The 25,005-nt window shown below is 63.7% G+C and carries 25 protein-coding genes; 9 read left to right on the top strand and 16 right to left on the bottom strand.

The window, feature by feature from the left end; all coding sequences use genetic code 11:
• Positions 1–8 precede the first annotated feature (8 nt).
• The 4 genes from F8237_RS26185 to F8237_RS26170 all read right to left on the bottom strand — a co-directional run bounded on the left by F8237_RS26185 (position 9) and on the right by F8237_RS26170 (position 3,137).
• Entirely contained in the window at positions 9–1,301 is a 1,293-nt protein-coding gene (locus tag F8237_RS26185; RefSeq protein WP_151649125.1) for a TRAP transporter large permease, read from the bottom strand.
• A complete protein-coding gene (locus F8237_RS26180) occupies positions 1,292–1,840 on the bottom strand; it encodes a TRAP transporter small permease (RefSeq protein WP_151649124.1) in 549 nt (182 codons plus the stop codon). Before F8237_RS26180 ends, F8237_RS26185 begins: the two co-directional genes overlap by 10 nt.
• A gap of 64 nt (positions 1,841–1,904) precedes the next feature.
• Positions 1,905–2,876: a TRAP transporter substrate-binding protein gene (locus tag F8237_RS26175; RefSeq protein WP_151649123.1), complete on the bottom strand. Its 972-nt coding sequence runs from the start codon at positions 2,874–2,876 to the stop codon at positions 1,905–1,907.
• Between the two features lie 90 nt (positions 2,877–2,966).
• Complete coding sequence (locus F8237_RS26170; protein WP_244625975.1) at positions 2,967–3,137, bottom strand: hypothetical protein; 171 nt, start codon at positions 3,135–3,137, stop codon at positions 2,967–2,969.
• 325 nt (positions 3,138–3,462) lie between these two features.
• Between F8237_RS26170 and F8237_RS26165 the strand changes: the two genes are divergently transcribed.
• Positions 3,463–4,239, top strand: a complete 777-nt coding sequence (locus F8237_RS26165) for a cyclase family protein (RefSeq protein WP_151649122.1) — start codon at positions 3,463–3,465, stop codon at positions 4,237–4,239.
• A 10-nt stretch (positions 4,240–4,249) separates the two neighbouring features.
• On the opposite strand, the gene F8237_RS26160 is transcribed toward F8237_RS26165, so the two are convergent.
• The 3 genes from F8237_RS26160 to F8237_RS26155 form a co-directional block, all read right to left on the bottom strand.
• Positions 4,250–4,978: a Crp/Fnr family transcriptional regulator gene (locus F8237_RS26160; protein WP_151649121.1), complete on the bottom strand. Its 729-nt coding sequence runs from the start codon at positions 4,976–4,978 to the stop codon at positions 4,250–4,252.
• A gap of 271 nt (positions 4,979–5,249) precedes the next feature.
• A complete protein-coding gene (locus F8237_RS37265; RefSeq protein ID WP_259172424.1) occupies positions 5,250–5,384 on the bottom strand; it encodes a hypothetical protein in 135 nt (44 codons plus the stop codon).
• Between the two features lie 98 nt (positions 5,385–5,482).
• Positions 5,483–6,196, bottom strand: a complete 714-nt coding sequence (locus F8237_RS26155; RefSeq protein WP_151649120.1) for a helix-turn-helix domain-containing protein — start codon at positions 6,194–6,196, stop codon at positions 5,483–5,485.
• A 150-nt stretch (positions 6,197–6,346) separates the two neighbouring features.
• Here F8237_RS26155 and F8237_RS26150 point away from each other — a divergent pair, with 150 nt between their 5' ends.
• Positions 6,347–6,664, top strand: coding sequence for a c-type cytochrome (locus tag F8237_RS26150; protein ID WP_151649119.1), 318 nt, complete (start codon positions 6,347–6,349; stop codon positions 6,662–6,664).
• A gap of 6 nt (positions 6,665–6,670) precedes the next feature.
• Here F8237_RS26150 and F8237_RS26145 read toward each other — a convergent pair whose 3' ends face one another.
• The 3 genes from F8237_RS26145 to F8237_RS26135 are packed head-to-tail and all read right to left on the bottom strand — an operon-like array spanning position 6,671 to position 9,684.
• Positions 6,671–7,774 carry an ABC-type transport auxiliary lipoprotein family protein gene (locus tag F8237_RS26145; RefSeq protein ID WP_151649118.1) on the bottom strand — a complete coding sequence of 368 codons (1,104 nt, stop codon included), beginning with the start codon at positions 7,772–7,774 and terminating at the stop codon, positions 6,671–6,673.
• Between the two features lie 3 nt (positions 7,775–7,777).
• Positions 7,778–8,545 (bottom strand): ABC transporter ATP-binding protein, encoded by a 768-nt coding sequence (locus F8237_RS26140; RefSeq protein ID WP_162006408.1) that lies wholly within the window; start codon positions 8,543–8,545, stop codon positions 7,778–7,780.
• Between the two features lie 2 nt (positions 8,546–8,547).
• Entirely contained in the window at positions 8,548–9,684 is a 1,137-nt protein-coding gene (locus F8237_RS26135) for an ABC transporter permease (protein ID WP_151649116.1), read from the bottom strand.
• A 175-nt stretch (positions 9,685–9,859) separates the two neighbouring features.
• Here F8237_RS26135 and F8237_RS26130 point away from each other — a divergent pair, with 175 nt between their 5' ends.
• Together F8237_RS26130 and F8237_RS26125 are read left to right on the top strand one after the other, a co-directional pair.
• Positions 9,860–10,135 (top strand): hypothetical protein, encoded by a 276-nt coding sequence (locus F8237_RS26130; RefSeq protein WP_151649115.1) that lies wholly within the window; start codon positions 9,860–9,862, stop codon positions 10,133–10,135.
• The gene (locus tag F8237_RS26125; RefSeq protein ID WP_151649114.1) at positions 10,136–10,624 is read left to right on the top strand and encodes a phage holin family protein; all 489 of its coding nucleotides are present in this window, start codon (positions 10,136–10,138) and stop codon (positions 10,622–10,624) included.
• A 33-nt stretch (positions 10,625–10,657) separates the two neighbouring features.
• Here the strand turns inward: F8237_RS26125 and F8237_RS26120 are convergent, their stop codons facing one another.
• Positions 10,658–13,351 carry a bifunctional acetate--CoA ligase family protein/GNAT family N-acetyltransferase gene (locus F8237_RS26120; protein ID WP_151649113.1) on the bottom strand — a complete coding sequence of 898 codons (2,694 nt, stop codon included), beginning with the start codon at positions 13,349–13,351 and terminating at the stop codon, positions 10,658–10,660.
• A 70-nt stretch (positions 13,352–13,421) separates the two neighbouring features.
• The gene (locus F8237_RS26115) at positions 13,422–14,258 is read right to left on the bottom strand and encodes a universal stress protein (protein WP_151649112.1); all 837 of its coding nucleotides are present in this window, start codon (positions 14,256–14,258) and stop codon (positions 13,422–13,424) included.
• A gap of 172 nt (positions 14,259–14,430) precedes the next feature.
• Here F8237_RS26115 and F8237_RS26110 point away from each other — a divergent pair, with 172 nt between their 5' ends.
• Genes F8237_RS26110 through F8237_RS26100 form a run of 3 tightly spaced genes read left to right on the top strand, consistent with a single transcriptional unit; the run spans position 14,431 to position 17,960 of the window.
• Positions 14,431–15,414, top strand: coding sequence for a zinc-dependent alcohol dehydrogenase family protein (locus tag F8237_RS26110; RefSeq protein WP_151649111.1), 984 nt, complete (start codon positions 14,431–14,433; stop codon positions 15,412–15,414).
• 22 nt (positions 15,415–15,436) lie between these two features.
• Positions 15,437–16,960 (top strand): bifunctional aminoglycoside phosphotransferase/ATP-binding protein, encoded by a 1,524-nt coding sequence (locus tag F8237_RS26105; RefSeq protein ID WP_151649110.1) that lies wholly within the window; start codon positions 15,437–15,439, stop codon positions 16,958–16,960.
• A gap of 25 nt (positions 16,961–16,985) precedes the next feature.
• Positions 16,986–17,960 carry a CHAD domain-containing protein gene (locus F8237_RS26100; RefSeq protein ID WP_151649109.1) on the top strand — a complete coding sequence of 325 codons (975 nt, stop codon included), beginning with the start codon at positions 16,986–16,988 and terminating at the stop codon, positions 17,958–17,960.
• Here the strand turns inward: F8237_RS26100 and F8237_RS26095 are convergent.
• Positions 17,957–19,783, bottom strand: a complete 1,827-nt coding sequence (locus tag F8237_RS26095; RefSeq protein WP_151649108.1) for a PHA/PHB synthase family protein — start codon at positions 19,781–19,783, stop codon at positions 17,957–17,959. The two genes, F8237_RS26100 and F8237_RS26095, sit on opposite strands and share 4 nt — an antisense overlap.
• Before the next feature lie 212 nt (positions 19,784–19,995).
• Here F8237_RS26095 and F8237_RS26090 point away from each other — a divergent pair, with 212 nt between their 5' ends.
• Complete coding sequence (locus F8237_RS26090) at positions 19,996–20,724, top strand: CBS domain-containing protein (RefSeq protein WP_151649107.1); 729 nt, start codon at positions 19,996–19,998, stop codon at positions 20,722–20,724.
• 8 nt (positions 20,725–20,732) lie between these two features.
• Here F8237_RS26090 and F8237_RS26085 read toward each other — a convergent pair whose 3' ends face one another.
• From F8237_RS26085 to F8237_RS26075, 3 genes are all read right to left on the bottom strand, one after another.
• Entirely contained in the window at positions 20,733–21,191 is a 459-nt protein-coding gene (locus F8237_RS26085) for a RidA family protein (protein WP_151649106.1), read from the bottom strand.
• 19 nt (positions 21,192–21,210) lie between these two features.
• A complete protein-coding gene (locus F8237_RS26080; RefSeq protein ID WP_151649105.1) occupies positions 21,211–22,902 on the bottom strand; it encodes a benzoate-CoA ligase family protein in 1,692 nt (563 codons plus the stop codon).
• A 148-nt stretch (positions 22,903–23,050) separates the two neighbouring features.
• Positions 23,051–23,569, bottom strand: a complete 519-nt coding sequence (locus tag F8237_RS26075; RefSeq protein ID WP_162006219.1) for a MarR family winged helix-turn-helix transcriptional regulator — start codon at positions 23,567–23,569, stop codon at positions 23,051–23,053.
• 250 nt (positions 23,570–23,819) lie between these two features.
• Here F8237_RS26075 and F8237_RS26070 point away from each other — a divergent pair, with 250 nt between their 5' ends.
• Positions 23,820–24,995, top strand: coding sequence for an ABC transporter substrate-binding protein (locus F8237_RS26070; RefSeq protein WP_151649104.1), 1,176 nt, complete (start codon positions 23,820–23,822; stop codon positions 24,993–24,995).
• The last annotated feature ends 10 nt before the right edge of the window (positions 24,996–25,005 follow it).

Genomic DNA, 25,005 nt, shown 5'->3' with positions numbered 1-25,005 from the left:
CTGTTGTGCTAGCCCTTGTAGCCCATCAGCAGGCGGGGCAGCCACAGCGAGAACGCGGGGACGTAGGTCACGAACATCAGAGCTGCGATCAGGGCGGCGTAGAACGGCAGGATGGTGCGCATCACCGCGCCCACCGATATGCCACCGATGGCGCAGCCCACGAACTGCGTCGTTCCGACCGGCGGCGTGTTCAGCCCGAGCGCGCAGTTGATCAGCATCAGCATGCCGAACTGCACCGGATCCATGCCGGCCTTCATCGCGATCGGCAGGAAGATCGGGGTGCAGATCAGGATGGTCGCCGCCATGTCCATGAAGGTGCCGAGCACGAACAGGATCACGTTGATGAGCAGGAAGATGACCCAGGGTTGCGAGGACACCTTGCTCATCACGTCACCGGCGAAGTCGGCCACCTCGTAGAGTCCCATCAGGTACTGGAACATGGTGGAAACGCCGATCAGCAGCAGGACCACGCCGGTCGTCTTCACCGCCTTCGCGGCGGCGCGCAGGAAGTTCGGCAGGGTCATGGTGCGGTAGATGAAGAAGGTCAGCAGGATCGTGTAGGTGACCGCGACGGCCGCGGATTCCGTTGCGGTGAAGACGCCGGACAGGATCCCTGCCAGGATGATGCCGACGATCAGGAGGCCGGGCAGCGCGGCCGCGAATGATCGGAACACCTCGGCCCAGCCCGGGAACTTGCCGGCCGGATAACCGCGCTTCACCGCGACGGCGTAGGCGGCGACCAGCATGCACACCATGAGCACGAGCGCCGGGAGAAGACCGGCGGCGATCAGCGCGCCGATCGAGACCTTGCCGCCGGCGGCAAGCGCATAGATGATCATGTTGTGGCTGGTCGGCATCAACGCGCCCACCAGAGAGGCGTGGGTTGTGACGTTGACGGCGTAGTCGGTGTCGAACCCTTCCTTTTTCATCATCGGGATCATCACCGCGCCCATCGCGGACACGTCGGCGACCGGCGAGCCGGAGACGCCGCCGAACAGGGTGCAGGCGACCACATTCGACATGCCGAGCCCGCCGCGGATGTGTCCAACGAGATTTTTGGCGAGCTGCACGATCTTGTCGGCGACGCCGCCATGCAGCATCAGCTCACCGCTGAAGACGAAGAACGGGATGGCAAGAAACGAGAAGATGTTCATCCCCGACATCATCTGCTGGAAGATGACGGCGACCGGCAGGCCTTCATAGAGGATGGTGCAGATCGCCGAGAGACCGATCGCGAAGGCGACGGGGACGCCGAGGATGAGGAAGCCGAAGAAGGAGGCGCCGAGAATGATCAATTCCATGAGGGGACGACCTCTTCGCCGCGCAGCAGAGCGATGATGTGCTCGATGGAGAAGGAGACGATCAGGACGCCTGAAGCGATCAGCGGCACGTAGCGGATCACCTCGGGCAGACCGAGATTTGGAATCTTCACGGTTCCGACCGAAGCCCCGAGGATCCAGCCATTGTAAGCCATCGCAACTCCGAACACGGCCACCAGAACGTGGATCACGAGCTCGATCTTCTCCCGCACATGGTCCGGGAGCATCACCAGCAGACTGTCCATTCCGATGTGCCCGGCATCGCGCACGCCGACGGCGGCACCGATCAGCGTGACATACAGGATCAGGACCAGCGCCAGGTTCTCCGTCCAGGTCGGGCTGGAATTGAGCACGTAGCGTCCAAACACCTGATAGAACACGATGGTGACGATGACGAGCAGGCCGGTCACGGACAGATACATGCCGAAGCGAGCGACGACGGCGTTGATCCGCGACAGCAGATTGGTCGACGGGCGCCCGGCCTCGTCCTGCTCGTAGCTTGCGACATGTGGGTCTGTCATTCCAGCGGCTCCTTGCGAGGGTCCGACGCCGCCAATCGGCGGCGCCGGACCCGACGCACTGGTCTTACTTCGTGTCCTGGATACGCTTGACGAGGCCCTTCAGCTTCTCGTCACCGGCGAACTTGTCATAGACCGGCTTCATCGCGTCGACGAATTCCGCCTTGTTGGCGATCGTGACGACCTGAACGCCGGCCGCCTCGACGGTCTTGCGGGAGGCCTGCTCACGCTCGTCCCAGAGCTTGCGCATGACGGGCACCGACTCCTTGGCCGCCTTGCGGACCATCGCCTGGTCCTCCTTGCTCAGCGTGTCCCAGACTTTCTTGGACATCACGAGAACTTCGGGCGCGAGCGAGTGCTCGGTCACGTTGTAGAACTTGGCCGCCTCGAAGTGACGCGACGACTCGTAGGACGGCCAGTTGTTCTCGGCAGCGTCCACCAGACCGGTCTTGAGAGCGGTGTAGACCTCGCCATACGGCATCGGCGTCGGATTGGCTCCGAGGCTCTGGATCATGCCGACCCAGAGGTCGGACTGCTGAACGCGGATCTTCAAGCCCTTGAGGTCCGCGAGCGACTTCACCGGCGCCTTGACCGTGTAGATGGACCGGGCGCCGCTGTCGTAATAGGCAAGCCCGACCAACCCTGCAGGCTCCATGGCCGCCAGGATCTCGTCGCCGATCGGCCCGTCAAGCACCGTGCGCATGTGCTGCGTGTCGCGGAAGACGAAGGGCAGGCACAGCGCGATGGTCTCCGGCACGAAGTTGTTGAGCGGCGATGCGTTGATGCGCATCATGTCGAGCGCGCCGATCTTGAGCTGCTCGATGGTGTCCTTCTCGGAGCCCAGGGCGCCGTTGGGAAACACCTTCACGCCGAGCTTGCCGCCGCTCGCCGTCGCGAGCTGCTTGCCCATGAACTTGACGGCCTCGACGGTCGGATAATCGGCGGGATGAATGTCGGCGGAACGGAAATCGCGTGCGGCCGCAAGCGGGGCCGAGACCGTCAGCACAGCGGCCGCGACGATACCAATGAGAGTCTTCATCTGGGCTTTCCTCCTGATTTGATTATGTCGTTGTCGGGCAGGTGCTAAGGGCCGCCTTGGGTCGCTCCACTTCAGGTGTAAAGTCAAGCGTTACAAACGCATCACCTTGGTAGGATTGCGCGGCGGTGTCGAGCGGATTTGGCTGGTTGACGACAGAGCGCAGGTCGATGCCGTGCCTCGGCGGCGAGTGCCGGCATCCTGCAATCCCGTCTCGCCATCGGCCAGTGCCGGATGCGAGGTAACGATGCTCGTCGTATCCATGGACGTTCCTCTCGCTTTATACTCGACCGCTATTGGCTGCGGCTTGGAGGTTCGGACGAGACGGTCGTCTCATCCCTTTCGCGAGCGCACTGCGTCCGCGCGATATCGCCAATGTCGTCCCTAGGGCGGGCGGCATGCCGAGTCCAAGCCAAATCCGGCATCGATCAATGCCGGAGTTGCATCGATCAGTCGGGCAACGGGCCGGGCCGGCGATCGGCCAATGATGCCGCTTTTCCGAACTCATCCGCACGGGCGCGTCTCTTGACGTCGCCGATGCACGCCGCCCAAGATGTCCGAAACATTGGACCATATCGAGGAAATGCCCATGCCGCGGAAGCTGATCGATATTTCCGTGCCGCTTCGAAACGACGTGACGTCCGATCCGCCGGGCAACCACCCGACGATCCAGTATATCGACCACCAGCAGGGACTGCCGCGGATGCTGCAGTTTTTCGACGGCCTCAAGGCGCAGGATCTGCCGGATGGCCAGGGCTGGGCGGTCGAACAGGTCTCGCTGTCCACCCATAACGGCACGCATCTCGACGCGCCCTGGCACTTCCACCCGACCATGAACCGCGGTGAGCGATCATGGACCATCGACGAGGTGCCGCTGGAATGGTGCTTTCAACCTGGCGTGAAGCTCGACTTCCGGCACCTGCCGGATGGATACGTGGCGACCGCCGACGACGTCGAAAGAGAGCTCGAGCGCATCGGGCACACGCTGTCGCCGCTCGAGATCGTGGTCGTCAACACGAGCGCCGGCGCAAAGTTCGGCCAGGCCGGTTACGTCAATTCCGGCTGCGGCATGGGCTACGAGGCCACCATGTACCTGCTCGAACGCGGCGTGCGGCTGACCGGCACCGACGGCTGGAGCTGGGACGCGCCGTTCGTCCACACGGCGAAGAAATATGCCGAAACAAAAGATGCCGGCCTGATCTGGGAAGGCCACAAGGCGGGTCGGCACATCGGCTATTGTCATCTCGAGAAGCTGCACCATCTCGACCAGCTGCCTTCGACCGGATTCACGGTCTCATGCTTCCCCGTGAAGATCGAACGCGCCTCCGCGGGCTGGACCCGCGCGGTTGCCATCATCGACAGCTAGGCCCGCACGATCAGCTGCCGTCCAGGCCGCTTTCGACGAGTTCGCGCAGCGCCTCGGTATCGAGCACAACGATGGCGCCATGCTCGAGACGAACCCAGTTGCGTCCGGCCCAGGCGCGCAATTGCTTGTTGATGCTCTCGCGCGTCATCCCGACCATCTCGCTGATCTCCTGCTGCGTGATGGTGAGCGTGCCGCTGCCGGAGTCGAACTTGCGCTCTTCGGTGAGACCGAGCAGCGCGCTTGCCAGCCGGCCGGGAAGATTCTGCAGGATCACCTGCTCGACCTGCTGGCTGGTCCAGCGCAGGCGCGCGCAGAGCAGCTCGATGAATTTCATTGCCAGCGCCGGCTGGCTCTTCACGAACGGCAGGAAGTCGCGGCGGTCGATGATGTAGAGCTCGCAATTGGTGTTGGCCGTCGCGTCGGCCGAGCGCGGCGCGCCGTCGAGAACCGCGATCTCGCCAAAGATCTCCCCGGGACCGATCAGATTGAGAATGGCGTTCCGGCCATCGGGCGACGAAGAGGATATCTTCACTGTTCCCGTGATCACCGCGAACAAATTGTTGCCGGGATCGCCCTTGGCGGCGATCGTCGCACCGCGCTTCACCGTGGTGTGCTTGGCGTAACGGCAGAGCTGGTCGAGAGCCTCCGGTTCCAGATCCGCAAAGATCGGATGCTTGCGCAGGACCGATAGTTTGTTGCCCGCCGCTTGTCGGGGATCGCCGGTCTTGTCCTGAGGCACGCCGCTGGGCTCCTAAGGCTGCGAGGCACTGGAGTTCCTGCGTAGTCAGTGTTGCCCTGCTTTTCAACCGGAAAGCATGCGCGCTGTTTTAGGCAAATACGGCGAAAATGCCACGGCCGGCCGCCACGCCGGCACCCGAAGGATGCACCAATGCGATCCGGGGGATGCAGAGTTGCAGCCTGTGCACGTCGTATTGCGTCGAGGCGCTGCCGGACAGTCGCGAGCCGACTGGCAAGCCCCGCGGTGGCCACCGCAAAATGCGATTGTGATCTCAGGAGCTTCGGCGCTTGGCGCTCTGGTCGCGCCGGCCTGCGCTGGTTTGGCGGTCTGCCCAAGCCAAAACCGCACCGAATGCAACAAAGATAGCCACAACGACGACACTCATCAGCACCGCGTCCATCGGCATGATGCCCTCCCCTGATTGTTTTGGGGATTATTGGCGACACAAAGCGGGCGTCATTGATCGGGATCAAAAATCGGGGGACGCGGCGTCAGGATCGAGGGTCAGGCCGCCGCCAGCGCCTCGACGCGAGCCGGATCAAGCAGGCTGATGCCGCCATGAATGATCTCGATCACCCCATGACGCTCAAGCTTGGTGAAGGTGCGACTGACGGTTTCGATGGTCAGGCCGAGATAATCGGCGATGTCCTGCCGACTCATCGGAAGCGGAACCATGTCGGACGATCCCTTGAGCGAGACCAGCCGCTCCCGCCAACCGAGCAGAAAGGTCGCGATCTTCTCGTCCGCCGAGCGCCGGCCGAGCAGAACCATGTGGTCGCGGGCCTGGCTCAACTCGCGAATGGCCAGCTCGTTGATCCGACGCAGAAGATGCGGCCGGCCCTCGATGAAACGGCCAAAGGGCACCTTCGCGAACTGGCAGACGGTCACCGTGCCGATCGCATCAGCCGAAAAATTGTGTCGGCCGGAAATATTCATCCCCAGGAAATCGCCTGATAGCGCGAATCCCACGATCTGCCGCCGGCCGTCGGGCAGCAGCTTGTAGAGCCGCATGACGCCTTCGAGGAGGTTGTAGAACGAGGTCGTGATGTCCTCCTCGGAGAACACGGTCTCGCCCGAGCTGAATTGGACGCGACGCCCCAGATGCTCGAATTCCCGGAGCTCGGCTGGGTCCAGCGACGAACAAACCGCGAAATCGCGGACCGCACAATCGCTACAAAGATGCCCGTTTGGCTCGGTCGTCACCAGGGAAGCCTTCATCCACCGCTCCAAGCGCCGGCTGCCCCGCATCAGGCCGGGTCCACCGCGCGGGCTGCATTTTACTGCACTGCGCCAAAGACGGTTGACTCAGATCAATTTTGGCGGACATCACCGCCTTATTCTGCTTCCAGAGTTCGAGGGATACCTTCCATGCTGCCAAGCGCGTTCCGCCACGGCCTGATCGGGCTGCTTCTGGTCACGCCTGCCTTGGCGGCCCCGACTGCCGAACAACGCGGCAAGGCCTTCGCGCGGGCCAATTGTGCTCGTTGCCACGCGATCGACCGTGCGTCGAAGAGCCCGCTCAAGATCGCACCGCCGCTGCGTACCCTGCACCAGCGTTATCCGGTCGAAGCCCTCGAAGAGGCGCTGGCCGAAGGCATCAACACCGGCCACGCCGACATGCCGGTGTTCGAGCTCAGTCCGGACCAGATCCACGATCTGCTGTCCTACCTGAAGACGCTGGAATAGCCGACGTCACACCGCCTGCACCGTCCAGCCGATCAGCTCCTTGGCGATACGGGCAAAGGCCGCGTCGAAGGCTGCGACCGCCGCGGCCGGCTCGAGCTTGTCGAGCTTCTCGCTGGCCTCGACCAGGCGTGACGCGATGACCTTGCCGCTCTTGTCGACGATCCGCGCCGTTAGTCCGATCTCGACCCTTGTCTCGCCGTCGGTGGCGATGCGGAAGCGCCTGATGTCGATCAAGAGCTGGTAGTCCGCTTGCCCGAGATCGGTCGTGCGCAAGGGAGCGTGGGCGATGTCGTAGTTCTCAAAGCTGTCGATCAGCCGCGCCTGCACCAGCTTGGGAATGCTGTCGGCCCAGAGGAAATCTGCAAAGCCGGGATTGTCGCCAACCGGCGCGAACAGCATGCGCTGGGTCTGGAGCATCGCGACCGCGGTCGGCTCGGGAATGGCCAGCGACGCCGAGAGCGTCTTGCCGGCCGGTCCCAGGTTCTGCGGCGTGCGCAGGTCATAGGTGATCTTCTGCGCCGGCGCCCCGCCTCCGGTCATCTTCTCGAGGCCCGCCAGAATACCGTCGACCTTGCCGGTGTTCCGCGCCAGCCCGTCGGAGAACGTCTTGAAATTGGCGATGGTGTCCTTGAGCGGGCCGGAATTGTCCTGCAGCACGGAGTCGACCCGCCGCAGCGCGTCTCGCGCGGCCTGTGTCATGCTCTGGCCTGCGCCAGCCTCGGCGATCAAGACCGGGGGCTCGCCGGATTTGGCGACGATCGTGCCGCCCTCCAGCGTCACCACGGGCACGCCGGTCAGCCCCTGGAAATCGAGCCCAACCTTGGTGTCGGCGCGCACCGGCGTCGTCGAGGCTACCGAGACCGTCGCATTGACGAAGCGCGGATTGTCAGATGCAAGGCCAAGCTGCGTCACCTCACCGACGCGGATGCCGTTGAACAGCACACCCGCGCCGACCAGCAGGCCCGGCACCGGCCCCTGGAACTGCACATGATAGTTCGTGCGCGGCCCGATGCCGCCGGTGTTGTTCAGCCAATAGACGAAGCCGAACACCGCGAGGATCGCAGCCAGCACGAAGGTGCCGATCAGCACGTAGGGAGCGCGGGTTTCCATGTCTCATCTCATCTCGTGTTGCAGCATCTGCGAGCGCTTGCCGTGGAAATAGGCGCGCACCCAGGGATGCTCGGATTGCAGCAATTCGCGCATCGGGCCGATCGCGACGATCTTTCCGTCAGCGAGCGCCGCGACGCGGTCACAGACCGTGGTCAGGCTCGCAAGGTCATGGGTCACCATGAACACGGTGAGGCCCAAAGTCTTTTGCAGCGTCTTGATCAGCGCGTCGAAATCGCCGGCGGCGATCGGATCGAGGCCGGAGGTCGGCTCGTCCAGGAACAGGATCGGCGGATCGAGCGCGAGCGCGCGCGCCAACGCGACACGCTTGGTCATGCCGCCGGAGAGTTCAGCCGGATATTTGTCGGCGTCCTGCGGACGCAGCCCCACCATTTCGAGCTTGGCGATCGCGATCTCGTCCATCAGCTCCTGCGACAGGGTAAGATTCTCGCGCAGCGGAAACTGGACGTTCTGCCGGACCGTCAGCGAGGAGAACAGCGCGCCCTGCTGGAACAGGATGCCCCACGTCGTGGCCGCGCCCTGCGTGCGGCCGCCGATGGGCTGTCCCATGACCTCGATCGTCCCGCTTCGGCGCGGGATGAGGCCGATGATGGTGCGCATCAACACCGACTTGCCGCCACCGGACGCACCCACCAGCCCGAGGATTTCGCCCTTGCGGACGTCGATCGACAGATGATCGAGCACGGTCTGGCGGCCGAAGCCGACCACGAGGTCGCGGACGCGGATCGCGAAGACTTCCTGCGATTCGGCCATCATCACATTCCGATCGAGGCGAAGAAGATCGCGAACAGGCCGTCGAGCACGATCACCAGGAAGATCGACTTCACCACCGACGTCGTGGTCTGGCGTCCCAGCGATTCGGCGCTGCCCTTCACGCGCAGCCCCTCGCTACAGGCGACGATCCCGATCACCAGCGCCATGAACGGCGCCTTCAGGATGCCCACCTCGAAATGAGTGACGGAGATGGCCTCGTGCAGCCGCGCGATGTAGATCGCCGGCCCCATGTCGCCATAGAATTGCGCGACGAGGCCACCGCCATAGAGCGCGGCGAGCGATCCAATGAAGGCCAGGATCGGCAGCGCGATCACGAGAGCCGCAACCCGCGGCAGGATCAGGACGTGGACGGGATCGAGGCCCATGGTCGAGAGCGCGTCGATCTCCTCACGCATCTTCATCGAGCCGAGCTCGGCGGTGTAGGCGCTCCCCGAACGGCCGGCCACCATGATGGCGACGATCAGCACGCCGAGCTCGCGCAGCACGAGGATGCCGACCATGTCGACCGTGTAGGATTCGGCACCGAACCTGCGGAAATGAAAGAATCCCTGCTGGGCTATGATGGCGCCGATCAGGAAGGTAATCAGCGCGACAATCGGGATGGCCTGCCAGCCGATGCGGTAGAGCTGATAGATCAGCGACGTCAGCCGCAGCGATCGCGGGTGGCGCAACACGCCGATCACGGCCATGAACAATGCGCCGAGCATTTGAAGGAAGATCGTGACGTCCTCGCGCGCACCGACCGTGGCCTTGCCGAGATCGTACAACCTGAGCGAAATCGGATTGGGGGCGGCCGTCGGCGCCGGCGTGTGGCGATTGACCTGACGCACCTCGTCCAGGAGACCGCTGAAATGATCGGCAACTCCGATGAATTCCGCCGACCTGCCGGAAGACGCGGCCCTGCGCGACAGCTTCTCCAGGACCCAGGCGCCAAGCGTGTCCAGAGCGCTGACACCCGACATGTCCAGCGTCACGGTTCTGAATCGATCCACATCTGCCCCGACCGAACGGGACAGCGTCTCGAGCGCCGACACATTGGCGGCGGTCCACGGCCCTTCCGGGCGCAATTTCAGCACGTCGCCGGAGGGCGTCGCCAGCAACAGCGGTTGGGAGTTCACGCTTTCCACCTCATCGGGACAATCCGTCCCCATTCAGACGACACTTCTAGGCCAGCATGTGGCGACCGGTTTGACCTGTCTCAAGACCAGGACATCGCGCGCCCCTTGACGCAAATCAAGCGCGGCCGCGCTGGCGGCCCTAGGTTCGTTTCCAGTTAACGGAGGCACCTTATTCATGTTCGACAGCGACAGGATGAGCGAAGAATTGCGAACTCTCAAGGTTGATGTCACCCGCCTGCTGAGCACCGCCGGCGAGGAGATATTCGACAGCTCGAAGGACCGGGCCGAAGCCTTGGCTGATCAGATCAAGATCGCGCTTGCCGAGCTCGGCGAGACCGTCAGCGACGAGCAGGAACAGCTCCAGGGCATCATTGCGGATCGCCCGATCACCTCGCTCGCCTCGGCTTTCGCGCTCGGCGTGGTGGTCGGCTTCATGCTGAGGAGACACTAGGTGAATACGGAGAATGTCGTCAAACATCTGCGTGTGCTGTGGCGTACCGACAGGATCATTGCGGACATCAGGTTGCGCCACCTGCTGGTCGGCCTCGGCCTGCGCGCCTTTGCGGCCCTGATCGCAGCGTTCGGCCTTCTGATGCTGGAACTGTCGGCCTATTTCGCGCTGGTCCAGATCTGGAGCGCGATAGTCGCGGCAGCCATCCTCGGCGCTGTCAATTTTGCCATCGCGGGGATTCTCTTCATCATCGCTGGCCGTTCTCCGTCCGGCCGCGACATTGAGCTGGCCAACGAAATTCACAGCTCATCCATCGAGGCCCTGCAGATCGAGGCGCGCGCGCTGCAGGCACAAGTGTCCGGCGCGGTCCACCATCCGCTCAGCACAATCGTGCCTGTGCTGCTACCGCTGATCGCGATCATCATCAAGAGCCTGCGGAAGACAGCCAAGGATCCCGCCGCGGCGACATCACGCGAAGCCCACTCATAGCCCAAGACTCATAGCCCAAGTCAGCCGAGGTGCTCAGAGCTTGAGCCGGACGTCGCAGATATCGGGTTCGCCCGGGTCCGGCTTTACTTCGAAACCGAGCTGCCGGCACATCTCGAGCATCACGGTGTTCTCCTTGAGCACGTCACCGGATATGACCTTCAGCCCTTCGGACCTCGCGTAGTCGATGATCAACTGCATCAAGGCCCAACCGAGCCCCCTGCCCTTGAGGTCCGACCGCAGCAGGATTGCATATTCGCCGCTCTCATAGATCGAGTCGGAATGAAGCCGGACGACGCCGACCATTTCTCCGGTGGCCTGGTCGAACGCGATGAAGGCCATCGCGCGCGCATAGTCCAGCTGGGTCAGGCGCGCGATGAACTCGTGGGTGAACTCCTTCATCGGCGCGAAGAAGCGCAGGCGGAGGTCGTGCGGCGTGACGTGACGCAGGAATTCGTGAATGGTCGGCTCGTCCTCGGGGCGCAAGGGCCGCACCAGGATGCGCCAGTCGTCCTTGAGCTTGAGCCGGCGCTCCCATTGCGACGGATAGGCCCGAACGGCGAAATTGGCCGGGCCGGAGCCTGCAAATTTCCGTTGCGGCGGCCCGACCGCAACGCGAGCATCGACCGCCGTCACGCCGGTTTCGTCCGCCAGCAGCGGATTGATGTCGAATTCGCGGATTTCGGGAATGTCGGCCGCCATCTGGGCGAGCTTGACCAGCACCATGGCGACAGCATCCTGCTTGACAGCCGGCACATCCCGATAGGCCTTCAGCAGCCGTGACACGCGCGTGCGGTCGATGAGGTCGCGGGCGAGCTGTAAATCGAGCGGCGGCAGCGCGAGCGCCCTGTCGTTGATGATTTCCACCGCCGTTCCACCCCGGCCGAACACGACGACGGTGCCGAAGGTCGGATCGTCGGCAAGACCGAGGATCAGCTCACGCGCTTTCACCTTGACGACCATCGCCTGCACGATGACGCCCTCAATGCGGGCTTCGGGGCGCAGCTTCCTCGCCCGGGCGAGAATGTCGGAGGTAGCGGTACGCACCGCGTCCGGCGTGGTCAGATTCAGCACGACGCCGCCGACATCGGATTTATGGACGATGTCGCGCGACATGATCTTGAGCACGACGGTCGAGCCTTGCGCAAACACCTCGTTCGCGTAGCCGACCGCCTGCTCGACGTCCGTCGCAGCATAAGTCGGCACCATCGCGATGTCATAGGTTTCGAGCAGATGCTTGATTTCGACAGGCTCGAGCCATTTGCGGCCATCGGCGATCGCCGCGGCGACGATCTGCCGGGCACCCTTGGCGTCGGGCACGAACGTATCGGGCATCGCGGGCGGGACCTGACTGAGTTCCTCCACGACTTCGCGATGCCTCACCAGATGCATGAAGCCGCGCACCGCGTCGTCTTCGGTCGGATAGTTGGGAATGCCGGCGCTGGACAGCGTTGCGATGATCTCTTGATCGGCTCCGACCCAGGCAGCCAGAACCGGCTTTGCCCATCGACGCTGCTGCTCGCGATATTTTCCAACGCGCTCGGTCACGGTCCTTGCGATGTCGGAAGCGGAGGCGATCGCGGTCTGCACATTGAGGACGAGAATTGCGTCATTGTCCGGATCGACGAGCAGCACCTCCAGCGCGGCCGCGTAGCGCGAAGCATCCGCGTCGCCCACGATGTCGACGGGATTTGCACCGGACCAGGTCGCGGGCAGCACTTCATCGAGCTTCTTGCGCGCGTCGGCCGAGATGGACGCCGGAATTCCGCCAAGCTCGACCAGCCGATCGATAGCCAAAACGCCGATACCGCCACCATTGGTCAGGATCGCGAGACGCTTTCCCGCCGGCGATTCGACGCGGCCGAGCGTCTCGGCGCAATCGAACAGCTCGCGCAGATCCGACACCCGAAGGACACCGGCGCGACGGAACGCCGCGTCATAGACGGCATCGGCGCCGGCGAGCGCTCCAGTATGGGTCGCCGCTGCCTTTGCGCCCTGCGCCATGCGGCCGGACTTGACCACGACCACAGGCTTGACACGTGCGGCGGCGCGAGCGGCCGACATGAATTTCCGCGCGTCCTTGATGGCCTCGATATAGAGCAGGATCGCGCGGGTCTTGTGATCCATCGCGAAATAATCGAGCAGATCCGCAATGTCGACGTCGATCTGGTCGCCGATCGAGACGATCCCGGAAAAGCCGACGCCGCGCTGCGCGGCCCAATCGACCATGCCGGCGGCGATCGCACCGGACTGCGAAATCAGCGCGAGATTTCCCGCGCCGGGCATGTGCGCGGCAAAACTCGCGTTGAGGCTCACGCCCGGCATCATGATGCCGAGACAGTTGGGGCCGATCAGGCGCATGCCGTATTTGCGGGCCGCGGCGATGGCGGCCTCTTGCAGGGATCCCGGCCCCTGGCCGAGTCCGGCCGAGACGATCAGCGCACCCGCCGAGCCGAGACGGCCGGCCTGGTCGATGATGCCGGGAACCTCTCGCACCGGCGCGGTGATGACCACGAGCTCGGGCACGAAGCCCAGCCCGTCCAGGCTCTTGACCGCGGCGATGCCGCCGATCTCCGCATGGCGCGGATTGACGAGGCCTAACTGCCCCTTGAATTCCGCCTTGCGGATGTTGTCCAGAACGGCGCGCCCCACGGAGGTCGGACGGGCACTCGCCCCGACGAGCGCGACCGAGCGTGGCGACAGCAGATTCTTCAAGCGATAGGTAGACATGAAACCAAATGCACCCGGTCGGGGGCGGATTCCGACAGTTGAGGATCAGGCCGAAAAACTGGCGACGCGCCTAGTGCGAGATCATAACCCAGCACGGTGGCTGGCCAATGACAGTCTTTGTCACACCGCCCCAAACGATCTCGTTCAAGCGCGAATGATGATAGGCGCCCATGATGATGGCATCAATAGCATGGGATTTCGCCCAGCTTCCGAGCACCTTACCGATCGAGCTGCCACCGGCCTTCGCCGTTTCGAACGAGGCGTGGACCCCGTGTTCCCTCAGATGGTCCACGAGCGCAGTTCCGGATCGAACCATCTCGTCGGTCTTGTCGTCCGCGACCGTAATCACCTGAACGGATGCCGCAGCCTGAAGAATGGGCAGCGCGTCGCCGACCGCCCGCGCGGCTCGGGCGGAGTGATCCCAGGCGATCATGACATTCTCGAATTCTGAACGTAACGCATCCACATGCTGTTCCGGACAGAGCAAGAGCGGCCGTCCGGATTCGAACAGGAGCGTTTCGATGATGTGCTCCGTTCGGCTGTCATGCGGCTTCACGGGGACCAGCGTGAGATCACTGAAGCGCGCATGCTCGGCCAGGACCGACGCGATCTGGTCCGCCGGCACCTTGCCCGACCGAGTTTGGGCGCGGGTGTTGGCGCGGGAGGCTGCCTGGGTAAATGCATTCAAAAGCTGCTGCATGTCGCCCACCTCGGGCGCGCGCGCTTCGGCGGATTCCCGATCGGCCGGAAGCACCACGCGCGGACGCACGAATACATCGTCCTCCAGCGCGAGCGCCGTGATCCTGGCGCCGAGATCGGCAGCCGCGGCAACGCATTTTTCGATCGCAGCGAGAGCCTGCCCCTGGGGGTGGCCGACCAGCGGCAGAAAGACGTCCTTGATGGGCATCGGAATTCTCCTTGGCCATCAAAATAGGCCCGCTCCGGTCGGGACGCTTGATCCTCGTCAAGCCCTTCACTCAGTGAGGTCAGCCGGGGCTGCGCGTTGACCGAAGTCAAGGACTGGCCACTCGGCCGCTCTATGGATAATCCAGTCGGAGCGGTTCGCACCGGAGAGACCTATGCATGCGATGGTGTTGCCGGCCCCACGAGCGCGGCTCCGCATGGAGGAGCGGCCCGATCCGGTGCCCGGCGAGGGGCAGATCCGGGTGAGGATCACCGCTTGCGGGGTATGCCGGACCGACCTTCACCTCATCGACGCCGAGCTGCCTGATATTCGCTATCCGATCGTGCCCGGCCACGAGATCATTGGCCGGGTTGATCTGGTCGGTCCCAATGTTGCGACACATGCGGCCGGTGACCGGGTCGGCATTCCCTGGCTCGGTTTCACCTGCGGACACTGTCGATTCTGCCGGGAAGGCATGGAAAATCTGTGTGACAGCCCGATGTTCACCGGCTACACGCGTGACGGCGGCTACGCGACGCACGCCATCGCCGATGCACGTTATGCATTTCCGCTCGGCGAGGCCGGCAATGACGTGGAGATGGCTCCTCTGCTGTGCGCAGGGCTGATCGGCTGGCGCTCGCTGGTGCTGGCCGGCCCTGCGGAGAGGTTGGGCCTCTACGGCTTCGGCGCCGCCGGCCACATCATCGCGCAAATCGCGGTCTGGCAGGGGCGATCCGTTTATGCATTCACGCGGCGCGGTGACGGCGCGGCACAAGGTCTTGCCCGTCGTCTCGGCGCTGCCTGGGCGGGGGCTTCTGACGAAATGCCCGACGAACCGCTCGACGCAGCCATCATCTACGCACTAGCCGGCGAGCTGGTACCCGCCGCGTTGCGCGCCGTGCGCAAAGGCGGTCGCGTCGTGTGCGCCGGCATCCACATGACCGACATTCCGAGCTTTCCGTATGACCTGCTCTGGGAGGAAAGGCAGCTCGTCTCGGTCGCCAATCTGACCCGGCAGGATGGCCTCGACTTTCTCAAGATCGCCCCGCAAGCCGGCGTGCGCACCGAGACGACGGCATTTCCGCTCGATCAAGCCAACGAGGTTCTGAGCATGCTGCGCGACGGCCGGATTCTCGGCGCGGCCGTGCTGACGCCATGAGTAATTGCGGATGCCTGCTTCGATGACAGATGAAACTGCGGCCCAGGAACGGATCTTCCAGACCCTCGCCGGACACACCGGCGTGGCGCGGATCGACACGCATGGCGCTTCGGTATTCCTGGACGGCGACCGCGCGCTGAAGATCAAGCGCGCCGTCAAGTTTCCATTCCTCGATTATTCGACGCTCGACAAGCGCAAGGCAGCCTGCGAGGAGGAGATCAGGATCAACCGGCCGCTCGCGCCGCAAATCTACCACCGTGTCGTGGCGATCACGGAGGAGCCGGATGGATCGGTGAAGATCGACGGTCGCGGACGGCCGATCGAATATGCGGTCGATATGGCGCGCTTCGATGAGAACCGGACGCTGGACCATTTGGCGAAGGCGGGCCCGCTGGGCGCCGAACTGGCGCTGGCCATCGCCGATGCGATCGCATCATCGCATGCCAAGGCAACGGTTGCCGACGGCGCGGCGTGGATCAACTCCATTCCTGTCCTGATCGACGGCAACGGCACCGGCCTGCGCAATGGCGACCATCTTGAAGCGACAGCTATCGAACAGCTTGGCAAGGCTTCCCACCGGGCCTTCCTGCACCTCCGTGCGACGCTGGAGCAACGCGCTCGCCACGGCTTCGTACGCCGCTGTCACGGCGACCTGCATCTTGCCAATATCGTGCTGATCGACCGGCAGCCCGTCCTGTTCGACGCGATCGAATTCGATGCGCAGATGGCAACCGTGGACGTGCTTTACGACCTCGCGTTCACCCTGATGGATCTGCTGCGCTACGATCAGGCAGACGCAGCCAATGCGGTCCTGAACCAGTATCTGATCAACGCACCCGTCGAGACCCTCGACGCCCTGGCCGCGCTGCCGCTGTTCATGTCCATCCGCGCGGCGATCCGTGCGCAAGTGGCGCTGGCGAGGCTGAACCGGCCCAATGCCGACCGTCCCGAAATTCTCGGCGAGGCGCGCCGCTATTTCGAGCTCGCCCGAACCTTGATTCATCCGCCCGCCCCTCGCCTGATCGCGGTTGGCGGACTGTCGGGCACCGGCAAGTCCGTGCTCGCCCGCGCGCTGGCCCCCACCATAGCGCCGCAACCGGGCGCCGTCGTGCTGCGCAGCGACGTCATTCGCAAGCAGTTGTTTCAGGTGGGGCACACCGATCGGCTGCCGCCCTCCACGTACCGGCCCGACGTGACAGCGCGCGTGTACGAGGTGCTGATGCAGCGCGCCCGGCAGGTCCTGGCGCAAGGCCATTCCGTCATCGTCGATGCTGTGTTTGCACACGAATCAGAACGGGACGATTTGGCAGCTCTGGCGCACGCGTGCGGTGTGACGCTCAACGGACTATTCCTGGTCGCAGACCTCGCGATCCGCCAGGCGCGGATCGGCGGCCGCCGGGGCGACGCATCCGACGCCACGCAAGAGGTTGCCGCGCGGCAAGAGCACTATAATATCGGCCATGTCGGTTGGGCGACCATCGATGCATCCGGGACACCAGGGCAGACGCTCCAGAACTGCCGGGGCGCGATCGCTGAGGGCAGGTAAGGCAATCTGAGTGACGCGGATAAGGATGTCGCGACCCACCACGCGCTCGACAGCGACCGCCCGCGTCAATCCGGCGGTGCGACGCAATGCCCTGCCTGGACGCCTCAGCCCCGGCATGGCCTGCGACACCGCGTTCCGGATCATCGCCCGCCGCCATCTCGATGCCGTGCTCGCCCAGCACGACGGCACCTGCCGCGGCGATCAGGAAGCGCTGCATCAGATCCGGATTGCACTGACGCATCTGCGTACCTCGATCCGCTTCTTCTCGCCGATGGTCGACGACGCACGGCGGCCGGAGGTCTGGGCCGGCCTGAAATGGCTGAACAGCCAGCTCGGCATGGTGCGGGACCTCGACGTGGCGATCGAACGCGTCGTCGCCGAGAGCGGCGAAGAGCTCGCCGTGATCGCCGAGCTGCGGCACTGGGACGACAAGCGCGCCGAGAGCCATCGCCTGCTGGCGCGCGCGCTGCACTCCGCGCGCTATCGGCGCCTGGTCGAGCAGACCTCGGCCTGGATCGAAAGCGGTCCCTGGTCGACCCGGCGCAGCAAGGAGGCCATCAGATTGCGGCGCCGCACGCTCGCCGACCACGCGACGGCGCAACTCACCGCATGGGAAACGACGCTGCTCAGGAAGGCGCGGAAGCTTCGCAAGCTCGACGTCGAGAAACGGCACAAGCTGCGGCTTCTGAACAAGCGGCTGACCTATTCGATCGAGTCGCTCGAGGACCTGTTCGCCGATGAATCGTTGGTCAAGCAGAAGTCGATCCTCAAGCAATTGCGCAAGGCGCAAAGGTCTCTCGGACAGTTGAACGACGATGCGCGCGGGCAGATCCTGGCGGCCTCATTGAACGAGGCCATCCCCGGGGCGGGCATTCGCTTCCTCGACCGCAAGCGGGAGAAGAAGCTGCTGCGAACCGCCTCGGAAGCCTATCGGAAGTTGGACAAGGCCAAGCCGTTCCGCTCTTCGGATCTCGCGCCGAACGCGGAGCCCGAGGACTAGGTGTGGACGTAGTCTCCGGGCGCGTCGGGCAGGCCGGAGCCGTCCCCGAGCCCGATCTGAGGCGGATCGCAGGGCTCGCCCGAGCGGGCGGCGAGCCATTTGCTCCACTCCGGCCACCACGATCCCTCAACATGCGGCGCCAGCTTCAGCCATTCATCGGGACCGACATAGGGCGCATCCGCGGCCTTGGTCATCACCTGATAGCTGTGGCCCGGCTCGTCCGGAGCCGCGACCACACCGGCATTGTGACCGCCGCTCGTCAACAGGAACGTCACGTCGGCATCGACCTGATAGTGGAGCTTGTAGACGGATCGCCACGGCGCCACATGATCGGAGAGCGTGCCGACCACGAACATCGGCGCGTGAATATCGGAAAGCGAGATGTTCCTGTCATCGACACGGTAATGGCCTTCGGCCAGATCATTGTCGAGGAACAGTTTGCGCAGATATTCCGAGTGCATGCGATAAGGCAGTCGCGTGGCGTCGGCGTTCCAGGCCATCAGGTCGCTCGACGACGACGCCTCTCCCATCAGATAGTCGTGCGACAGCCGCGACCAGATCAGATCGTTGGATCGCAGCAGCGCAAACGCGCCGGCCATCTGCGTCGTATCGAGATAGCCGCGCTTCCACATCATGTCTTCGAGGAACGCAACCTGGCTCTCGTTGATGAAGAGCGTCAGCTCGCCGGCCTCGGTGAAGTCGGTCTGCGCGGCAAGCAATGTGACGGTACCCAATCGCTTGTCGCCATCGCGCGCCATCGCCGCGGCGGCGATCGACAGCAACGTGCCGCCCAGACAATAGCCGAGCGCATGGATTGTCCGGCCCGGCACGATCCGGCCGATCGTGTCCAGCGCGGCCATGACGCCCGACTTGCGATAGTCATCGAAGGCAACATCCCGATCCTTGGCATCCGGGTTGCGCCATGAGATCGCGAACACGGTGAAGCCCTGACTGGTAAGATAACGCACCAGTGAATTATGCGGCGATAGATCGAGGATGTAGTACTTCATGATCCAGGCAGGCACGATCAGGATCGGCTCGGGCCGCACCTGCGCGGTCGTCGGATGATACTGGATCAGCTCGATCAGCTCGTTGCGGTAGACGACCTTTCCGGGAGACGCCGCGACCGTCTTGCCAACCACGAATTGCTCGTCGCCAGCCGGTTTCGCGGCGGAAAGCAGCCGCATCAGATCGCTGCACCAATTCTGCAAACCGAAGACGAAGTTCTCGCCGCCGCTCTGAAAGGCTTTTTCAAGCACTTCCGGATTTGTCGCCGCGAAATTCGACGGCGCGAACGTGTCGAGCATCTGGCGTGTCGCGAATTCGACGACGGCTTCATTCGCAGGCGCGACGCCACGCACCCCAGTCGTGGCATCGTGCCACCAGCGCTCTCCGAGCAGGAAGGCCTGCGCCATCAGGTTGAACGGCGCGGTCTCCCACTGCGGCTCCCTGAAGCGGCGATCCCGGCGCTGCGGCTGGATCACCGACCACGGTTTCCGATCCGGCGACGTCGCGTGCAACGCGGCCTCCACGAACCGGCCGGTGTCGCGAAAGGCGTTTCTGATGATCTCCGTTTGCCGCTGCGGCGCGGCGGCGAGGTGCGAACTCCAATCGAGCCAGGCGAGCGACAGGGCCACCGGTGAAATCCCGCCCGTGAACTGCGCCAGCATCGCGTGAAATGCGCGGTCGACGGGGTATGGCTCTGGCGCTGACGCCGGTTGCGTTGCCGGCTGTTCGGCCGGAGGGCCGACGCTCGCAACGGGATTGACGGAAGGCTCTTCAGCCGGTTGATCGGCTCGTGGGACAAGCTGCACGACGCTCATGGCTGAATATTCCTGCGCGCTTTACGGTTTCGGGCTCTGCCAGGATATGGCGACCCGCTTCAGATGCCGTTGAGCTGTATCAACTTCGTTCGCCAATCACGATTGCTTCATCGCCCTGACCGGTTCACCCTGCTTGACCTGAGTCAAAACGGACCTCGATGCGTGAATTAGGCTGTTTTCATCGAAATTCGACGAATTTGCGGAGTTCTCCCATGCGCGCCCACCAGATCATGACCCGATCGGTCATCTCGGTTACCCCCGACACCAGTATCGTCGAGGCGGCAAACATCATGCTGAAGAGGCACATCAGCGGCCTTACCGTGGTTGACGATAGCGGCAAGCTGGTCGGCGTCGTCTCGGAGGGGGACTTCATCCGCCGCAGCGAAATCGGCACCGGCCGCAAGCGCGGCCGTTGGCTGCGGTTCATCCTCGGGCCCGGCAAGTCCGCCAGCGACTTCGTGCACGAGCACGGTCGCAAGGTCTCGGAAGTGATGACCGCCTCGCCGGTCACCATCACCGAAGACACCGCGCTTGCGGAGATCGTCGATCTCATGGAGCGGAACAACGTGAAACGGCTGCCGGTGGTACGCGGAGACAAGGTCGTCGGGATCGTCTCCCGCGCCAACCTGCTGCAGGCGGTCGCCGGCCTCGCCCGCGAGGTGCCGGATCCGACCGCCGACGACGATCACATTCGCGGCCGCATCATCGAAGCCATGGAGAAGAACGACTGGTGTCCGTTTGGGTTGAACGTCATCGTCCGCGACGGCATCGTTCATCTCAGCGGCGTGATCACCGAAGAACGCACGCGGCAGGCCGCGGTCGTCGCGGCAGAGAACGTGGATGGCGTGAAGAAGGTGCACGACCATCTGTGCTGGGTCGACACCATGTCGGGCGTCTATCTGAACTCGCCCGAGGACGACGATCTCGCCAAGACAGGCTGAGGCTCAATTCAGTTGGGAATGACGGCGGTGGCCTCGATCTCCACGCGCGCCGTCTTCTCGACGAGGCGCACCACCTGGAGGAGTGCCATCGCGGGATAGTGCGCACCGAAGGTGGCGCGGTAGACCTTGCCAAGCTCCTTCAGGTTCGCCAGATATTCGTCCATGTCGACGACATACCAGGTCAGGCGAACGAGGTGCTCGGGCCGAGCACCGGCCTCGGCCAGAATCGCGGCGATGTTGCTCAGGGTCTGGCGCACCTGCGCGACGAAGCCATCCGCGAGACGCTCTTCGGCGTCCCAGCCGATCACGCCGCCGGTGACGACAATGCGCCCTTCGGCCGCCATTCCGTTGGCATAGCCCTTCGGCACAGGCCAGCCGGAGGGCTGGAGCACCTGCGCTCCAGAACGAATGCCATCTTCGGCTGCGGTCGGCAGCACCGCGAGCTGCGGGCCTTTCGGCGTCGTCACGGACAATTCTCGATCCTTTTCATTCTGCCGCGACGCCCGATGACGTCACGGCGGCCTGCGCCAGTTGCCGCAGGGCAAAGCGCTTCAACTTGCCGGTCTCGGTCTTCGGTAGTTGCATCACGAATTCGATCGCACGCGGATATTTGTACGGCGCGATCTCGCGTTTGACGTAGTCCTGCAGCTCGGCCGCGAGTTGAGCATCCGGCGCCACCCCGGGCGCGGCAATGACGTAGGCCTTCACGATCATTCCGCGCGCCTCGTCCGGCGCTCCAACCACGCCGCACTCGATGACCGAGGGATGCGTCAGCAGCGCCGCCTCGACATCTGTTCCGGCGATGTTGTACCCAGCCGATACGATCATGTCGTCGGAGCGCGACTGATACCAGAAATAGCCGTCGCTATCCATCAGATAGGTATCGCCGGTGATGTTCCAGCCGTTCTGGACGTATTTACGCTGGCGATCGTCGGCGAGATAGCGGCAGCCGGTAGGTCCGCGCACGGCCAGACGGCCCATCGTGCCCGGCGGCATATCGTCGCCGGCGTCATCGACGATCTTGGCCTCGTAGCCCGGCACCGGCTTGCCGGTCGCGCCCGGCCGGATATCATCCTCGGTCGCACTGATGAAGATGTGCAGCATCTCGGTCGAGCCGATGCCGTCCATCAGCTTGATACCGGTGGCCTTGAGCCAGGCATCGAAGGTCGGCTTGGGAAGTGTCTCGCCGGCGGAGACGCATTTGCGCAGCGAGGAAACGTCGCGGCCCGGGAGCTTGCCGATCATGGCGCGATAGGCGGTCGGCGCCGTAAAGCAGACCGTGGTCTTGTAGTGCTCGATCGCGGTCAGGATGTCGTCGGGCGTCGTCTTCTCCAGCACGACGAAGGAGGCGCCGATGTGCATCGGGAACAGCACGCCGCCGAAGCCGAAAGTGAACGCGAGCGGCGCCGAGCCGATGAAGCGGTCCTTCTGCTCCGCGCGCAAGATGTTGCGTGCATAACCGTCGCAGACCGCCAGCATGTCGCGGTGAAAATGCATGGTGCCCTTGGGATCGCCGGTCGTGCCCGACGTGAAGGCGATCAGGCAGATGTCGTCGGAGGCGGTATCGACAGCAGCGAACTCGGGGCTTGCGTCGGCGATCAAGGCCTCGAGCGAGTCGGCGGCGCCGTTGCCCCAATAGACCACGCGCCTAAGACCGGGCGCAGCTAGCTTCGCCTTCTCCATCTCGTCGGAGAGTTTCCCGTCGCAGAGCGCGAGTGTAATCTCCGCCTTGTGGATTGGATAAGACAGCTCCTTGGCACGCAGCAGCGGCATCGTCGCAACGCAGATACCACCGGCCTTGATCACCGCAAGATAGGTCGCAACCATCATCGGACTATTGGCGGAGCGCAGCAGCACGCGGCCGCCGGGCACGAGACCCAGCTTGCCGACCAGCACGTTGGCGATGCGGTTCACCAGCGCCTGCAGTTCGCGATAGGTGTAGCTGACGGCGGGACTCATGACGCAGGGCGCATCGCCATGGCCCTCTTCGACCCAACGGTCGAGGAAATAGCTGACGCAGTTAAGTCGCGGCGGATATTGCAGCTCCGGCCGCGTGAAGATGAACTCGGGCCAAAACTCGCGCGGCGGCAGGTGCTGCCGCGCGAACGTATCGACATGGGCCGTCGCGGCGTTGCCGTCATGCGAGCCCGAGACTTGAACCTTCGCGGCGTTGGCCATCGCACGCTCCTTTGCGCATGGAAAGCACCCGGCAGCACTATCTGGGAAACATTTTAGGCTTAAAGCAATTCGGCGCAATAGTGGATTTTGGGCATCCCATGCAATTTCCTGCGGCAGAGTGGGATTGGCGGACCCGCAGTTCGCGGGCTTAGGACCGGCGGCGTGCAGCCGATTTCTGCGCCGACGCCTTGGTCTTGGCGAGGAGCCTCATCAGCTCGCGCACATCCTTCGGCGTCAGATCGGCGAACAGATCGGCGATCCAGGTCTCGTGCTCCGCAGCCATTCTGCGGAACTCGGCACGGCCGAGCTTTGTGAGGCGGATCACCTGGACCCGGCGGTCCGTCTCCGAGGTCCGCCGGTCGAGATGGCCGGATTCGACGAGCCGTTCGACGAGGCCTGTGACGTTGCCGTTCGACACCATCATGCGCTTGGAGACGTCGGACAGCGTCATGCCGTCGGGTGCCTTGTCGAGCTGCGCCATCAGATCGAAGCGGGGCAACGTGACATCGAAACGCTGCCGCAGCCGGCCACGCACTTCGCCCTCGATCAGGGTCGTGCAGGTGAGCAGCCGCAGCCATAGCCGAAGCTCCTCGGCATGATCCTCCGGCGTCTCGACGGCTTTGGTCTCGGAATCGAGCATCTTGATGCAGTCACGCACGGCCGGCATTGGCGCCGGCACGGATTCCCCAACGTTTTGAGCTTCAAATAAATCCGCGGCGGCCGCAAGCCTAAAGCTGCAACAATCGACCGTGTACCAATTTCTTTAAGATTCAAGCAATTGGCGCGGCGCTTGCATGAACGCCGCCTGCGATGGCCCGACGCCGCGGCCTTGCTTGCCGCGGCAGCCATCATCGGCATAAGCTTGGATCGGAGCACGCGGCTTGCGACGCAAGCCCTGATGTCACGGGGGACGGATCATGAAGACGCAATTGACCTTGACCGCAGCGGCCTTGCTGCTTGGCACCGCGATCAGCCCTGCCCTCGCCCAGGAAAAGCTCAAGCTGGGTGTGATCGTGACCCTGTCGGGACCTGCAGCCGCGCTTGGCCAGCAGGTTCGCGACGGCTTTGCGCTCGGCGTGAAGGACCTTGGCAGCAAGATGGGCGGCCGCGATGTCGAGGTCGTCGTGGTCGACGATGAGCTCAAGCCGGACGCGGCCGTGACCAAGGTCAAGGGCCTGCTCGAACGCGACAAGGTCGACTTCGTGGTCGGCCCGATCTTTTCCAACATCCTCCAGGCCATCCATCGGCCGGTCACGGAATCCAAGACCTTCCTGATCAGTCCCAATGCCGGACCGTCGACTTTTGCCGGCAAGGACTGCAACCCGTTCTTCTATGTGACGTCGTACCAGAACGACCAGGTGCACGAGATCCTCGGCAAGGTCGCGCAGGATCGCGGTTACAAGCGCATGTACCTGATGGTGCCGAACTATCAGGCCGGCAAGGATTCAGTGGCCGGCTTCAAGCTCGACTACAAGGGCGAGATCGTCGAAGAGTCCTACATGCCGCTGAACACGCTGGATTTCCAGCCGGAGCTTTCCAAGATTTCCTCGCAGAAGCCCGATGCACTCTTCACGTTCATGCCCGGCGGCCTGGGCGTCAATCTCGTCAAGCAGTACAAGCAGGCCGGTCTTGCCGACAGCATTCCGGTGCTCTCGGCGTTCACGGTGGATGAATCGACGCTGCCGGCGCAGCAGGATGCCGCGGTCGGCATGTTCGGCGGCGCGAACTGGGCGCCCAATCTCGACAATCCCCAGAACAAGAAATTCGTTGCCGCCTACGAGGCTGCCTATAACATCGTGCCCGGCACCTACGCCTTCCAGGCCTATGACGCCGCGATGCTGATCGACAGCGCCATCAAGGGCGTAAAGGGCGATCTCTCGAACAAGGAAGCCGTTGGAGCCGCGCTGAAGAAGGCCGACTTCACCTCGCTGCGGGGCGGCTTCAAGTTCAACACCAACGGCTATCCGATCCAGGACTTCTACCTGACCAAGGTCGCAAAACGTCCGGACGGCAAGTTCCAGACCGAGATCGTTCAGAAGGTCTTTGAGAATTACGGCGACCGGTACGCCAAGGACTGCAAGGCGGCGAACTAAAGCTGCGCGT

Source organism: Bradyrhizobium betae, from assembly GCF_008932115.1.
GTDB lineage: Bacteria > Pseudomonadota > Alphaproteobacteria > Rhizobiales > Xanthobacteraceae > Bradyrhizobium > Bradyrhizobium betae.
The sequence above is the reverse complement of the archived record's forward strand: the minus strand, read 5'-3'. Positions and strand labels throughout refer to the sequence as shown.

What these genes read in the sequence shown, in the direction of transcription:
- F8237_RS26165 (WP_151649122.1), top strand. Translation starts at nt 3,463, where the DNA reads ATGCCGCGGAAGCTGATCGATATTTCCGTGCCGCTTCGAAACGACGTG.
- F8237_RS26105 (WP_151649110.1), top strand. Translation starts at nt 15,437, where the DNA reads ATGACAGATGAAACTGCGGCCCAGGAACGGATCTTCCAGACCCTCGCC.
- F8237_RS26110 (WP_151649111.1), top strand. Translation starts at nt 14,431, where the DNA reads ATGCATGCGATGGTGTTGCCGGCCCCACGAGCGCGGCTCCGCATGGAG.
- F8237_RS37265 (WP_259172424.1), bottom strand. Translation starts at nt 5,384, where the DNA reads ATGCCGATGGACGCGGTGCTGATGAGTGTCGTCGTTGTGGCTATCTTT.
- F8237_RS26175 (WP_151649123.1), bottom strand. Translation starts at nt 2,876, where the DNA reads ATGAAGACTCTCATTGGTATCGTCGCGGCCGCTGTGCTGACGGTCTCG.
- F8237_RS26075 (WP_162006219.1), bottom strand. Translation starts at nt 23,569, where the DNA reads ATGCCGGCCGTGCGTGACTGCATCAAGATGCTCGATTCCGAGACCAAA.
- F8237_RS26140 (WP_162006408.1), bottom strand. Translation starts at nt 8,545, where the DNA reads ATGGCCGAATCGCAGGAAGTCTTCGCGATCCGCGTCCGCGACCTCGTG.
- F8237_RS26120 (WP_151649113.1), bottom strand. Translation starts at nt 13,351, where the DNA reads ATGTCTACCTATCGCTTGAAGAATCTGCTGTCGCCACGCTCGGTCGCG.
- F8237_RS26115 (WP_151649112.1), bottom strand. Translation starts at nt 14,258, where the DNA reads ATGCCCATCAAGGACGTCTTTCTGCCGCTGGTCGGCCACCCCCAGGGG.
- F8237_RS26150 (WP_151649119.1), top strand. Translation starts at nt 6,347, where the DNA reads ATGCTGCCAAGCGCGTTCCGCCACGGCCTGATCGGGCTGCTTCTGGTC.
- F8237_RS26095 (WP_151649108.1), bottom strand. Translation starts at nt 19,783, where the DNA reads ATGAGCGTCGTGCAGCTTGTCCCACGAGCCGATCAACCGGCTGAAGAG.
- F8237_RS26180 (WP_151649124.1), bottom strand. Translation starts at nt 1,840, where the DNA reads ATGACAGACCCACATGTCGCAAGCTACGAGCAGGACGAGGCCGGGCGC.
- F8237_RS26185 (WP_151649125.1), bottom strand. Translation starts at nt 1,301, where the DNA reads ATGGAATTGATCATTCTCGGCGCCTCCTTCTTCGGCTTCCTCATCCTC.
- F8237_RS26155 (WP_151649120.1), bottom strand. Translation starts at nt 6,196, where the DNA reads ATGAAGGCTTCCCTGGTGACGACCGAGCCAAACGGGCATCTTTGTAGC.
- F8237_RS26100 (WP_151649109.1), top strand. Translation starts at nt 16,986, where the DNA reads ATGTCGCGACCCACCACGCGCTCGACAGCGACCGCCCGCGTCAATCCG.
- F8237_RS26070 (WP_151649104.1), top strand. Translation starts at nt 23,820, where the DNA reads ATGAAGACGCAATTGACCTTGACCGCAGCGGCCTTGCTGCTTGGCACC.
- F8237_RS26170 (WP_244625975.1), bottom strand. Translation starts at nt 3,137, where the DNA reads ATGGATACGACGAGCATCGTTACCTCGCATCCGGCACTGGCCGATGGC.
- F8237_RS26130 (WP_151649115.1), top strand. Translation starts at nt 9,860, where the DNA reads ATGTTCGACAGCGACAGGATGAGCGAAGAATTGCGAACTCTCAAGGTT.
- F8237_RS26090 (WP_151649107.1), top strand. Translation starts at nt 19,996, where the DNA reads ATGCGCGCCCACCAGATCATGACCCGATCGGTCATCTCGGTTACCCCC.
- F8237_RS26145 (WP_151649118.1), bottom strand. Translation starts at nt 7,774, where the DNA reads ATGGAAACCCGCGCTCCCTACGTGCTGATCGGCACCTTCGTGCTGGCT.
- F8237_RS26080 (WP_151649105.1), bottom strand. Translation starts at nt 22,902, where the DNA reads ATGGCCAACGCCGCGAAGGTTCAAGTCTCGGGCTCGCATGACGGCAAC.